Below are 12,640 nucleotides of genomic sequence, written 5' to 3'. Positions count from 1 at the left end.
TCGGACCTGCGACGCACCACTTTCCGGCGAGCCGCCCAGGCTCCTTCCCGCTCGAGCCTCAAGCGCAAGCGCCTTCCCCGCCGACCCCAACGTTAACCAAGGCCATATGCAGAACGAATCGCAGACGAATCACAGACATGATCGCCTTCCCGTTTCGTTCACCGCAACATATTGTATTTTCAGCAAATTTTAACCATAGGCATAAGTCCTGCCTGGCCGGTTCGCCATCACATCACATGATCGCGTTAACCCTTTGCCGGACACCGAGCCCATTGCACTCGCGTATTTTTATTTCTTAGCCGGAACAATTTTCCCGGAAGAAAGTTTCTACGGCAGCAACGCAAGGAACTCCGCTAGTTCCCCACAAACGAACCAGCGGGGCCGCATGGAATATGCTGTTGGCCGGGCGACAAGCCCGTGCCGGCGAAATGTTCGAGCGACGCACATGGAGGACGCATCATGCTTGGTACGGTACTGCTCGTCATACTGATTCTGCTACTGATCGGCGCACTTCCGAGCTGGGGTTACAGCCGGGCTTGGGGATATGGTCCATCAGGCGGCCTCGGACTTGTTCTCGTTATCGTTCTTATTCTGCTATTGATGGGTCGGATCTGATCCTCAGACCATTGTTGAAAACCTCGAAACACTAGGGAGCTAACCATGAAGAAGATCATCGTCGCGATCGCGCTCGTCGGCGCACTAGCGTCGTGCACCGCCACGGAGAAAGGCACAGCCATCGGCGCCGGTACAGGCGCCCTGATCGGTGGCGTGGCCACGCATAGCTGGGGTGGCGCCGCGGTCGGCGCTGTCGCCGGTGGTGTCGTCGGCAACCTTATCGGACGGTCGCATGAACGTAGCGGCTATTGCATCTACCGCGACCGCTATGGTCACCGTTACGAGGCTCGTTGCCGCTAAGGCAGGCTGACGCCTCATGGCCGGTTGCCCTTGACGGTCGATCATGATCGTCAGGCTCTTTGCGCCGCCCCCCCGGGGAGAGCAACTCCTGTAGGACAATCCTCTTCCCGCGAGAACCGATCGCGGGAAGGGAGCAGTGTTTTGAGAAAGGAACGGCATCATGGCCGCAATCATCGCAAGCATTGCAGCGTTCGCGCTCATTGGCACCAGTTTTTATGCGCTCGTCTGCGCGACAAGGGCGCGTGACAAGGAAAAGCGGCGGATGCCGTTGGAAGCCGTCGTCCTGGAATTCAAGCCGCGACGGCAGCAATCGGCCAATTCAGGCCGAGGATGATTGCCGGGCTCGCCCGGCAATCCCACCGATAACGAAGATCGGCTTCAAGCGAAGAATTGCCCGCCATTGGCTGATATCGTCGATCCCGTGATGAAACCGGCATCGTCGCTGGCAAGGAAGACAACGACGCGGGCGATTTCCTCGGGCTGGCCCAGGCGTCCCACGGGGATCTGCGGAATGATGCGCTCGTTCAAAACCTTTTCCGGCACAGCAAGCACCATTTCCGTGCCGATATAGCCCGGGCAAATGGCATTCACGGTGATGTTTTTGGCAGCCCCCTCCTGCGCGAGCGCCTTGGTGAAGCCGAGGTCGCCGGCCTTGGCGGCGGAATAATTTGCCTGGCCCATCTGCCCCTTCTGACCGTTGATCGACGAGATGTTGATGACGCGGCCGAAGCTGCGGTCGCGCATGCCCTGCCAGACATGATGCGTCATGTTGAACAGGCCGGTGAGGTTTGTATTGATAACCTCCTGCCATTGCTGTGGCGTCATCTTGTGGAACATGGCGTCCCGGGTAATGCCGGCATTGTTGACCAGAACCTCGACATGGCCGAGATCGTGCTCGACCTTGGCGATGCCCTTGCCGCAGGCCTCGTAGTCGGTCACATCCCACTTGTAGACGGCAATGCCTGTCACTTCGTGGAAGGCCCGCGCTTTTTCCTCATTGCCGGCATAGGTTGCCGCCACCTTGTAGCCCGCATTGCGCAGCGCCATTGAAATGGCCGCTCCGATTCCTCGCGTACCCCCCGTTACCAATGCCACTCTGCTCATGTGCCACTCCCCTTTGTTGCTGCGGAGACGAGACGACCGCTCATCAGGTCGCCTGCTCCGCCTTCACCGCCTCTTCTGGAAAACTTTGCTCGGGATCTCGAGCGCCCCCGCGCTCGAGATGCTTCAAAATGCCTCGAAGCACATGGCAACACCCATGCCGCCGCCGATGCACAGCGTGGCGAGACCCTTGCGGGCGCCGCGGCGCTTCATTTCGAACAGCAGCGTGTTGAGGATGCGCGCGCCGGAAGCGCCGATCGGATGGCCGATGGCGATGGCGCCGCCATTGACGTTGACGATCGACGTATCCCAGCCGAGGTCCTTGTTGACGGCGCATGCCTGAGCGGCGAAAGCCTCGTTGGCCTCGACAAGGTCGAGGTCGTTGACCGACCAGCCCGCTTTTTCCAACGCTTTGCGGGACGCCGGGATAGGTCCCGTGCCCATGATCTGCGGATCGACGCCGGCCGTTGCCCAGGAAACGATGCGCGCGAGCGGCTGGATGCCGCGGCGCGAGGCTTCGGCCTCGGTCATCAGCACGGCTGCGGCCGCACCGTCATTGAGGCCGGAAGCGTTGCCGGCCGTCACCGTGCCCTCCTTGTCGAAGGCGGGCCTGAGCTTGACCATGCCATCCAGTGTCGCGCCATGGCGGATATATTCGTCGGTATCGACAGTGACGTCGCCCTTGCGCGACTGGATCGTGAAGGGAACGATCTCGTCCTTGAACCGCCCGGCCTTCTGCGCTGCCTCTGCCTTGTTCTGCGAAGACACGGCAAACTGATCCTGATCCTCGCGCGAAAGCTGCCATTGGCGCGCGATATTCTCCGCCGTGATACCCATGTGATAGCCGTGGAAGGCGTCCATCAGGCCATCCTTGATCATCGTGTCGACCATTTTCATGTCGCCCATCTTGGTGCCGGCGCGAAGATGCGCGGCATGCGGGGCCATCGACATGGATTCCTGCCCGCCGGCAACGATGATCTTCGCGTCGCCGGTCGCGATCTGCTGGAGGCCGAGCGCGACTGCACGCAGGCCGGAACCGCAAAGCTGATTGACGCTCCAGGCGGTCGCTTCCTGCGGGATGCCCGCCTTCATCGCAGCCTGGCGGGCGGGGTTCTGTCCTTCGCCGGCCTGCAGCACCTGGCCAAGGATCACTTCGTCGACTTCCTTGGCGTCGACGCCGGCGCGTTCCAGTGCGCCCTTGATGGCGGTGGCGCCAAGCTCGTGCGCGGGAACGGCCGCAAAAGCGCCGTTGAAAGAGCCGACGGCGGTACGCGCCGCGCTGGCGACGACGATGGATGAACTGCTCATGGATGCCTCCTCACAGAATGGACAGTATATGAGGCGAAACTGTCAAAGCTTTGCGCCTGAGTCAAACAGCAAGAATTTTCATCGCGCACATTTCGCGAAGCTGTCACTGCCTTCAAAAAATGCAATCAAAGGAAAGGTCTTGCCGCATCGCACAAAGCGATTGTCACCAAGCTTCTTTTGCGTCTACACTTAGGGGTGGAGGAGTATTCCATACAATCAGACGGGGCCAGGAGACTGATAATGGCAAAAAATGAGGGCCAGATCGTAATCAAGAAATATGCCAATCGCCGCCTATACAACACCGGAACCAGCACTTACGTGACGCTGGACGACCTTGCGGAGATGGTAAAAAAGGGCGAGGAGTTTACCGTCCAGGATGCAAAAAGCGGTGAGGATATTACGCATTCGGTCCTGACGCAGATCATTTTCGAACAGGAATCGAAGACCGGCAACACGCTGCTGCCGATTTCTTTCCTTCGCCAGTTGATCGGTTTTTACGGCGATCAGATGCAAATGGTCGTACCGAGTTTTCTCGAGCATTCCATGCGTTCGTTCACAGAGCAACAGGTGCAGATGCGCGAGCAGATCAACCGGGCCTTCGGCGAAACGCCTCTCGGCAAGAACCTGCAACTACCGATCCAGATGGTGGAGGAACAGGTTCGCCGCAACACCGAGATGTTCCAGCAGGCCATGCAGATGTTCTCGCCCTTCATGAAGCCCCCGGCGAAGGAAAGCCGCAAGGCCGAGGCCAAGGATATCGACGAGCTGAAGGAACAGCTCCGCGCCATGCAGAGCAAGCTGGATAGCTTGTGAAATCTACCCTTCTCCCCTCGGGGAGAAGGTGCCCGCCATCCTTCAACGCTCCAGAGGGCGGATGCGGGATGAGCGCCGGCCTTGAATTTACGGAGAGTGCATACCCAGCGGCGCGGCCCCCTAACAGGCCGCTTTTCTTCCACCCATACAACCAGATCAAAACGGAAAAAGGCCGGCGAACCGCCAGCCTTTTTAATTCATGCCATCAAGGCAGCGCTGAAATTATGCGCTTTCCTTCGGCGTCAGGACCTGGCGACCGCGATACATACCGGTCTTCAGATCGATATGGTGCGGACGGCGCAGTTCGCCGGAGTTCTTGTCTTCAACATAGGTCGAAGCCTTCAGTGCGTCAGCCGAACGGCGCATACCGCGCTTGGACGGGCTTGTTTTTCTCTTCGGTACAGCCATTTTCGGTACTCCAATTTGCGGACGAAACATATCTACGGCCAGCCAGGCGGCCGAAATAGACATGCATCAATTTCGGAATTTGGCCGGGCTTGTACATGACTTATCGGGCTTTGACCAGTCCCTTCCAGCATTTTTTGCCCGCAGCAGCTGATTCGGCATATCGGAACCGATCGAGGTTCAATCCTCGTCTTCCGGCACGATCCATGTTTCCTGCAGCGCCGCCTCTTCCCACTTCTTCCAGGCAGGTAAGCCTTTCATGAAAGCCATATAGTCCTTTGTGTCGGCATTGGTAGCGATATCGTATCGCTCGAGGCGGCTGACGACGGGCGCAAACATCGCGTCTGCCCCAGAAAACGTTCCGAACAGGAAAGGACCGCCGGAGCGGGACCGCGCCTCGCGCCAGATTGTCTCGATGCGTGCCACATCCTCCATGACCCCTTCCAGCCGGTCGGGGCGGCTCACCGGACGGCGCATGTTCATCGGGCATGCATTGCGCAGGGCACTGAAACCCGACAGCATCTCCATGCTGTAGGACCGTGCCAGCGCTCGCGCCTGCCGATCCCTGGGCAGCAGGCCGGCATCGGGGAAAAGCTCGGCCACATATTCGATGATGGCAAGCGATTCCCAGACCTTGAAGCCGCCATGCACCAGCATCGGTACTTTGCCCGTCGGCGAAACCTCGCGAATGTCGGGATTGCCGGCCGGAAAATCGAAGGGGATCAGAACCTCTTCGAAGGCGATGCCGCAACCCTCCAGCGCGATCCATGGCCGGAACGACCAGGAGGAATAGTTCTTGTTGCCGATATAAAGGATCAGCTTGTCCATGATCCCTGCTCCCTTGTTAGTTCCGGAATTCCAGGACGGGAAGTTCCTCGAAATGGTTCATATCATCGAACGAGCAGAAGGCCGGTGGCCGCAGCTCAAGAACGGGCACCTCGGCACGAAGCTCGGCCGCTACCTCGTCCAGCATCGCCTGCCAGCGCGGCAGCGCCTCGTCGGCCAGCCGCTCGATGACATAGGTGAAGGTGATGTGAAAGGCATAGGTGTCGTGATCGGGATGGCGATAACCGAGGAGATCGGCCAGCACATTGCGCCATTCCCGCATCGTCTTGCGGTCCGCTTCCGTTGCGCCATCGACCAAGAGGCCGCTCGGTCGCGCCTTTATCACCGCCACCTTGAACGGATCGCGCATGGAGAAGGCCTTTAGCCGCTCACGCATGATCTCGGTCATCTCGTCGATCGGCGTATCGAGCGCAAGATCTGCAGGCCAATGAGGCTGCGTGCGTCGATATTCGATGACGCCCTGGAACAGCGTCATATGAAGGCTGGAAACCGGCGTGAAGGTAAATTGCCGGGCTTCCGGCATCTCCAGGTACTTCTGCCTTGCCACTACCATGGCACGCTGTGTTTGCGAGCCCTCAGGCACATGGCAGACGATCGTATTGCCAGGCTCGTACTGGAAGACCCCGGAAAGATCGTAGCGCGTACCGAGATGGCGCGGCGGCTCAGGATGCAGGCTCTTGGCATATTGCAGCAGCTCGGGGGAAAAGGCGGAGAAGTCCATGGCATGTCCGATCGTCGTTGGCAGATCATCCGCCCTTAGGTCATAGCCAAGAATGGCAGATGACAACAAGCCGATCGAACGACAAGTTCTGATCTCAATCATAAAGGCATTTGATGTATTCGTCGGCATTCCTCGCACGCCGCTGGATCAACGAGGCGAGCTGGCTGAGGCCGCGCCCCGGCTTGCTCGCCACCCGATCGATCGGATTGGGGAGCGAGACCGCAAGAAGAGCGGCCTGGCGCGCAGTAAGCTTGGAAGCGGGCACCTTGAAATGATATCGCGCCGCCGCCTCGATGCCGTATATGCCCGGCCCCCATTCGGCGACATTCAGATAGATTTCCATCATCCGGCGCTTCGGCCAGACGAAGGAGGCCGAAACCGCAAGCGGCAGCTCCAGCGTCTTGCGCACGAAGGAACGGCTGTTCCAGAGAAACAGGTTCTTCACCGTCTGCATCGGGATGGTGCTGCCGCCGCGCGTGGATTTGCCCTGGAGCGTCTCCTGGACCAGCATCCGCATCTCGCCCCAATCGACCCCGCCATGGAAGCAGAACTGCCCGTCCTCGGAAACCAGGACCGATTTCACCAGCACCGGCGCTATCTGGTCGAGCGGAACCCAGCGGCGATCATATCCCTGAAACGTGACCACATCGCGCAGCATCAGGGTCGAGACCGGGTGTACGAACGGCAATACGTAGAGGAGGATGAAGAGATAGGGCAGCAGCAACAAGCCGATCAGGATGAGGACGATGCGTTGCCAAAGCGGACGGTCCTTGAAGCGCGCAAACAACGAGGACCGTTGCGGCATATCGGCTTCCTCCTCATTGTCCGTCGATATGTCCAATTGCCTGACGTCCACGATCGCTCCATCCCGGAACACTCTTCACGCATCCGGGAAACGCTCAGAATGCTGCAATCGTCATACCGTCTACACAAAGCGATGACCAGAGTGCGACGCAATTCCCCAACCGGCTGTTGACAATTCTCGTTGCCAGCCATCGCCTCTCATGCCAAACAGCGGCCATGGACAGCACCCATTCCTCATTCGAACAGCGCCTCAGGGACAATGCCGGCAAGATCGAGGCGACGTTGAGCCGGCTTCTCGGCGATGCCAGCCTCGGCGACGAGATCGTTCGTCCCGCCCGGCTTCTGAGCGCGATGCGCCATGGCGTGCTGAATGGCGGCAAGCGGCTGAGACCCTTTCTCGTCATGGAGTCATCAGCGCTTCTCGGCGGCAATGCGGGTGCCGCCCTGAGGGTCGGCGCAGCCCTCGAATGCGTGCATTGCTATTCGCTTGTCCACGACGACCTGCCTGCCATGGACGACGACGACCTGCGTCGCGGCCAGCCGACCGTGCATATCGCCTTCGACTACGCGACAGCGATCCTGGCGGGCGACAGCCTGCTGACCTACGCCTTCGATATCATAGCCGCACCCGAAACGGAGTTGCCGGCCGATCGGAAAATGGCGCTCGTGCTTGCGCTCGCGCGAGCATCCGGCATCGGCGGCATGGCCGGCGGCCAGGCACTCGACCTCGCGGCGGAAAAAGAGACGCCGGACGAAAACGGCATCACGACGCTGCAGGCGATGAAGACAGGTGCGCTGATCCGCTGCGCCTGCGAGGCAGGCGCGATCATCGCCGGCGCCGGCGTGGAAGACCGAAGGCGACTGCGGACCTTCGGCGAAAAGATCGGCCTCGCCTTCCAACTTGCCGACGACCTGCTCGACCTGACAGCCGATGCCGCCACCATGGGCAAGGCAACGGGCAAGGATGCCGCCCGCGGCAAGGGCACGCTGGTGGGCCTGCACGGCCAGGAATGGGCCGAGACGACGCTCGCAAGGCTGGTCACCGAAGCGGCCGATCTGCTGTCCGGTTACGGCGACAAGGCGCATGTGCTTGTCGAAACGGCGCGGTTCGTGGCGAACCGCAGGAACTGAACTCTCTCGGACGCAGCGGCCTGCCTTGCACCAGAGCACCCCGTTGCAGGGGCCTTTCGAAACAGCCCAATGTCACCATGACAAGAATCTCCGCAGCGGAGGGTGATTTTCGCTGCGCTTTATGACAAATTCCCCTACCGAATTGGCCCGCAGACGCGGAATTGTCCGCGCCAGCCAAGGCCCCCCGGGAATTTTCTCCATGCGCGAGACGCTTGCCTATCTGCCGCAGATCCTGCCGGCCTATATCGCCTATATCATCGCCGTCGTCAGTCCTGGACCGGCGATCATGGCTATCATCGGCACATCGATGACGCACGGCCGCAAGGCGGGCATGACCCTCTCGCTCGGCATCTTCGGTGGCTCGCTGACCTGGGCGATCGCCGCTGCTGCCGGCCTCGCCACCCTGCTGCAGACCTACGCGATGGCGCTGGAGGTGCTGAAGATCTTCGGCGGCATCTATCTGCTCTATCTTGCCTACAAGGCATTTCGCGCCGTGCGGGCAAGCGGCGACGTGCCAACCGCCACCATGGAAACAAAGGCACCGACCTTCAAGTCGCTGGTCCTGCGCGGCTACGGCATCCACGTCACCAATCCGAAAGCGATCTTCGCCTGGCTCGCCATCATCGCGCTCGGCATGCCGCAGGGCGCGCCCGCCTCCGTGGCGGTGCTGATCATCATCGTCTGTGGCGTCACAGGTTTCGTGGCGTTCATGGGCTATGCGATGCTGTTCTCGACGCCGCATGCGCTGAAGATCTACAGGAACGCGCGCCGCTGGATCGAAGGCGCCATGGCCGGCTTCTATTGCTTCGCCGGCATCAAGCTGCTGACGAGCAATATCTAGCGTGAGGGTGGCGGATCACTCCGCCGCGACGCTCTTCTGGCCGAACCGCTTCTCGATATAGTCGGCAACCAGCGCTTCGAAGTCCGAAGCGATGTTCGGGCCGCGCAGCGTCATCGCTTTCTGGCCATCGATGAAGACCGGGGCTGCCGGCGTTTCGCCGGTGCCTGGCAGGGAAATACCGATGTCGGCATGCTTGCTTTCGCCGGGACCGTTGACGATACAGCCCATGACGGCGACGTTCAGCGCCTCGACGCCCGGATATTTCTCGCGCCAGACCGGCATGTTCTTGCGGATGTCGTTCTGGATGTTCTGCGCCAGTTCCTGGAAGACGGTCGAGGTCGTTCGGCCGCAGCCGGGACAAGCCGCGACGACGGGTATGAACTGGCGGAAACCCATGACCTGCAACAGCTCCTGCGCCACCTGCACCTCGCGGGTACGGTCGCCATTCGGCTCCGGTGTCAGCGACACGCGGATCGTATCGCCGATGCCATGCTGCAGCACGTAGCCCATGGCGGCCGACGAGGCGACGATGCCCTTGCTGCCCATGCCGGCCTCGGTGAGGCCGAGATGCAGCGCATGGTCGGAACGCTCCGACAGCATGGAATAGACGGCGATCAGATCCTGCACCTGGCTGACCTTGGCCGACAGGATGATGCGGTTGCGCGGCAGGCCGATTTCCTCGGCGAGATCGGCAGAGATCAGCGCCGACTGCACGATCGTCTCGCGCGTCACCTGGCGGGCCGACAACGGCGAACCCTCGGCGGCGTTCTTGTCCATCAGCGCGGTCAGAAGATCCTGATCGAGCGAACCCCAGTTGACGCCGATGCGCACCGGCTTGTCGTAGCGGATCGCCATCTCGATGATCTCGGCGAACTGCTTGTCCTTCTTGTCCTTGAAGCCGACATTGCCGGGATTGATGCGATATTTCGCCAGCGCCTCGGCGCAGGCCGGATGATCGGCGAGCAGCTTGTGCCCGATATAATGGAAATCGCCGATCAGCGGCACGTCCATGCCGAGCCGCAGCAGCCGCTCGCGGATCTTCGGCACGGCGGCCGCACTTTCGTCGCGGTCGACGGTGATGCGCACGAGCTCCGAGCCGGCCTTGAACAGGGCCGCCACCTGCGCCACGGTCGAATCGACGTCGGCGGTATCGGTATTGGTCATGGATTGCACGACCACGGGCGCACCGCCACCGACGATCACACCGCCGACATCGACGGCAACGGAGGAACGGCGCGGTTTCGGGTCGAAATCACTGGCAGACGACATGGATAGCTCTCGCAGGCCTTTGAAACTGGTGCCTTTCAGGTGGATCACGGAGCGGTCGTTGTCAACCGCTCCGGGTATCTCTTTTGATCGGACAGGATCAAGCCGATAGCGAGCAAAAGCGACAAAATTAATGCTTGCTGTCACCGATACCGTCAGCGTAGCGCGCCAGCGACGACAGCGCCAGCACGACGAGCAGCAGCACCGGCAGCGCCATCAGCACCGGCGAGAATCCGATGTGTTCGGCGGCAAAGCCGATGGCCGAAGGCGCAACCAGCATGCCGGAATAGCCGAGCGTGGTAACGACGGAGATGGCGATGCCGGGCTGCAGGCCCGGAATATTGCCCGCCGCGGAGAAGGCGATCGGCACCATGTTCGAAATGCCGATGCCGCAAAGCGCGAAGCCGAGAATGGCGATCTCCGCATTCGGCGCCAGCGCCGCCGTCAGCATGCCGACGATGGCAAAGATCGTGCAGACGCGCAGCGTCCTTACCGCACCGAGCCGATCACGCACGAAATCGCCGGCGAAGCGCATCGTCGCCATGGTGGCGGAAAAAGCGGCGAAGCCGAAGCCCGACAAGATGACCGATGCTCCCTTTTCCTGGCCGAGATAGAGCGCGCTCCAATCGAGCACGGCACCCTCCGGCACCATGCAGAACAGCGCGACGATGCCGAGCAGCCACGGCAGCGGGATCATCGGAAGCCGCGCCTTCGGCTTGGCCTCGTCCGGATGCGGCTGATCGCCGAGCACCATTGGCCAGGCGACGACCAGGAAGAAGATTGCCAGCACGGTCGAAACCTCAGCATGGCCGAGAACGCCCCAGTGCGAAATCAGGAAGCCGCCGATCGCCGAGCCCAGCAGGCCGCCCAGGCTCCAGAAGGCATGGCAGGACGACATGATCGCCCGGCGCATGGATTGCTCGACCGACACGGCATTGGCGTTCATCGCCACGTCCATGGCGCCGATGAAGCCGCCGAAGAAGAACAGCGCAACGGCCGCCGTCCAAACATTTGGTGCCAACGTCAGAGCCAGGAGCATCGGTACCAGCAGCACCCCGAACGCCCTGACGACGACCCTCGAACCGCGAACGGCGATCTGCGCGCCGGCCAGCGGCATCATGACAAGCGAGCCGACGCCGAAGACCAGGATCATCAGGCCGAGTTCGAATTTAGACAGTTGCAGCCGCTCGGCGAACTCCGGAATTTTCGGTGCCCAACAGCCGACCATGAAGCCATTCATCAAGAACAGCAGGGAGACGGCCGCGCGCGATTTTGTGAAAAACCCGCTCCTTCGCGCCTCAAGACCCTCCGATCTCGTCATATTGTCCATAAAAAATCCTCCGGATCGGTGCCGCACTCTATTTAAATCGATTGAAATCGCAACGATTGAAAACGGCCGACACGGTCACATTTCGTCTCCCTCTGTTAAAGCGGAGGCAAAGACGCCACAACCTCGAATAAATCATTCATATGTGCACGGCATTGGCAAAATGTCCTATTGACGGCGAAAAAGTAGGCTCCTATCGGTTGAGGCCTGAAAGATTCTTCAGTCGGCCCGAGTCGACCATTTTTTGTCGGCCATCCCTTTGGTGCTTCCGTGAAAAACCCCATCAGCTATGGCATCCTGCTTACGGTGTTTGCCTACATGCTGTTCACTGCCCATGATTCGGCTGTGAAGCTGCTCGTCGCTTCCATTCCGGTCTGGCAGGTCCTGTTCATTCGAAGCTGCACCATCCTTGCAGGCTGCTTCGTCTTCGAAGGCCCGTCGCTGGTCCGCAAGGTGGCGCGCTCGCCGATCATCAAGCCGATGATCGTGCGCAGCATCATCATCCTGATTGCCTGGATTTCCTATTATTCGGCGGCCTCCTACCTGCAGCTCGCGGAGGTGACGACGCTTTACTATGCCGCACCGATCGTCGGCACCATTCTCGCCACCATCGTGCTGCGCGAAAAGGTCACCTTCGCCCGCTGGATGGCGGTGGGCGTCGGCTTCTGCGGCGTGGTGATCGCCTCCAATCCCGTGGGACTGTCGATCTCCTGGCCGGTCTATCTGGCGCTGCAGGCCGCCATCCTCTGGGCAAGCGGCATGGTGCTGCTGCGCAAGACGGCGCTGCATGAGAAGAGCCATATCCAGATGGCCGTCTCCAACATCATGTTCATCATCCTCACCGCCGGCATGGCGATTGCGCACTGGCACACGCCGACGCCGTTCCAGATCGTCCTGCTTGCGCTGACCGGCGTCATCGCCGGCGCCGGCCAGCTGGCCCTCTTCGAAGGCATGCGGCAAGCACCCGTCTCCGTGCTTGCACCCTTCGAATATACGTCTCTCGTCTGGGCCTTCCTGCTCGGCTACCTGATCTGGGGAGACATCCCCGGCGCCAACACCTTCATCGGGGCCATCCTGATCCTCAGCGCCGGGTTCATCATCATTATCAGCGAACGGATGAAGCGGCGCGCCGCGGCGGCCTGAGGCGGATTCAGGCTGGCCG

At 60.7% G+C, this 12,640-nt stretch carries 15 protein-coding genes; 7 read left to right on the top strand and 8 right to left on the bottom strand.

All coding sequences use genetic code 11. The annotated features are described in order from the left end of the window. Positions 1–459 precede the first annotated feature (459 nt). The 3 genes from GA0061101_RS04305 to GA0061101_RS39280 all read left to right on the top strand — a co-directional run bounded on the left by GA0061101_RS04305 (position 460) and on the right by GA0061101_RS39280 (position 1,249). Complete coding sequence (locus GA0061101_RS04305; RefSeq protein WP_075853478.1) at positions 460–615, top strand: DUF3309 family protein; 156 nt, start codon at positions 460–462, stop codon at positions 613–615. Between the two features lie 45 nt (positions 616–660). Continuing rightward, a complete protein-coding gene (locus GA0061101_RS04300) occupies positions 661–915 on the top strand; it encodes a YMGG-like glycine zipper-containing protein (protein ID WP_037195857.1) in 255 nt (84 codons plus the stop codon). 160 nt (positions 916–1,075) lie between these two features. Continuing rightward, positions 1,076–1,249 carry a hypothetical protein gene (locus tag GA0061101_RS39280; protein ID WP_167669527.1) on the top strand — a complete coding sequence of 58 codons (174 nt, stop codon included), beginning with the start codon at positions 1,076–1,078 and terminating at the stop codon, positions 1,247–1,249. Between the two features lie 44 nt (positions 1,250–1,293). On the opposite strand, the gene phbB is transcribed toward GA0061101_RS39280, so the two are convergent. Further along, positions 1,294–2,019, bottom strand: a complete 726-nt coding sequence (gene phbB, locus GA0061101_RS04295; protein ID WP_037195853.1) for a beta-ketoacyl-ACP reductase — start codon at positions 2,017–2,019, stop codon at positions 1,294–1,296. Positions 2,020–2,142: 123 nt separating this feature from the next. Then, on the bottom strand, positions 2,143–3,324 hold the full coding sequence (locus GA0061101_RS04290) for an acetyl-CoA C-acetyltransferase (protein WP_092573105.1): 1,182 nt from the start codon (positions 3,322–3,324) through the stop codon (positions 2,143–2,145). Positions 3,325–3,564: 240 nt separating this feature from the next. On the opposite strand from GA0061101_RS04290, the gene phaR reads away from it, so the two are divergent. After that, entirely contained in the window at positions 3,565–4,137 is a 573-nt protein-coding gene (gene phaR / locus GA0061101_RS04285; RefSeq protein ID WP_034509395.1) for a polyhydroxyalkanoate synthesis repressor PhaR, read from the top strand. Positions 4,138–4,359: 222 nt separating this feature from the next. On the opposite strand, the gene rpmF is transcribed toward phaR, so the two are convergent. From rpmF to mtgA, 4 genes are all read right to left on the bottom strand, one after another. Further along, a complete protein-coding gene (gene rpmF, locus GA0061101_RS04280; protein ID WP_006724402.1) occupies positions 4,360–4,545 on the bottom strand; it encodes a 50S ribosomal protein L32 in 186 nt (61 codons plus the stop codon). 177 nt (positions 4,546–4,722) lie between these two features. After that, positions 4,723–5,370 (bottom strand): glutathione S-transferase family protein, encoded by a 648-nt coding sequence (locus tag GA0061101_RS04275; protein WP_037195842.1) that lies wholly within the window; start codon positions 5,368–5,370, stop codon positions 4,723–4,725. Positions 5,371–5,386: 16 nt separating this feature from the next. Beyond that, positions 5,387–6,109, bottom strand: a complete 723-nt coding sequence (locus GA0061101_RS04270; RefSeq protein WP_092573249.1) for a DUF1868 domain-containing protein — start codon at positions 6,107–6,109, stop codon at positions 5,387–5,389. Between the two features lie 94 nt (positions 6,110–6,203). Next, complete coding sequence (gene mtgA / locus GA0061101_RS04265) at positions 6,204–6,950, bottom strand: monofunctional biosynthetic peptidoglycan transglycosylase (RefSeq protein WP_047554408.1); 747 nt, start codon at positions 6,948–6,950, stop codon at positions 6,204–6,206. Positions 6,951–7,129: 179 nt separating this feature from the next. Here mtgA and GA0061101_RS04260 point away from each other — a divergent pair, with 179 nt between their 5' ends. Next, complete coding sequence (locus GA0061101_RS04260) at positions 7,130–8,044, top strand: polyprenyl synthetase family protein (protein WP_047637684.1); 915 nt, start codon at positions 7,130–7,132, stop codon at positions 8,042–8,044. 199 nt (positions 8,045–8,243) lie between these two features. Then, positions 8,244–8,885, top strand: coding sequence for a LysE family translocator (locus GA0061101_RS04255; protein ID WP_047554292.1), 642 nt, complete (start codon positions 8,244–8,246; stop codon positions 8,883–8,885). A 15-nt stretch (positions 8,886–8,900) separates the two neighbouring features. On the opposite strand, the gene ispG is transcribed toward GA0061101_RS04255, so the two are convergent. Together ispG and GA0061101_RS04245 are read right to left on the bottom strand one after the other, a co-directional pair. Continuing rightward, entirely contained in the window at positions 8,901–10,154 is a 1,254-nt protein-coding gene (gene ispG, locus GA0061101_RS04250) for a flavodoxin-dependent (E)-4-hydroxy-3-methylbut-2-enyl-diphosphate synthase (protein WP_037195836.1), read from the bottom strand. A 127-nt stretch (positions 10,155–10,281) separates the two neighbouring features. After that, entirely contained in the window at positions 10,282–11,481 is a 1,200-nt protein-coding gene (locus GA0061101_RS04245; protein ID WP_037195835.1) for an MFS transporter, read from the bottom strand. 267 nt (positions 11,482–11,748) lie between these two features. On the opposite strand from GA0061101_RS04245, the gene GA0061101_RS04240 reads away from it, so the two are divergent. Beyond that, positions 11,749–12,621 (top strand): DMT family transporter, encoded by an 873-nt coding sequence (locus tag GA0061101_RS04240; protein WP_037195833.1) that lies wholly within the window; start codon positions 11,749–11,751, stop codon positions 12,619–12,621. Positions 12,622–12,640 lie beyond the last annotated feature (19 nt).

This window comes from Martinezella lusitana (assembly GCF_900094565.1).
GTDB classification, from domain to species: Bacteria; Pseudomonadota; Alphaproteobacteria; order Rhizobiales; family Rhizobiaceae; genus Rhizobium; species Rhizobium lusitanum.
Note: the sequence above shows the minus strand (reverse complement) of the source record. Positions and strands in the feature narration are given on the sequence as shown.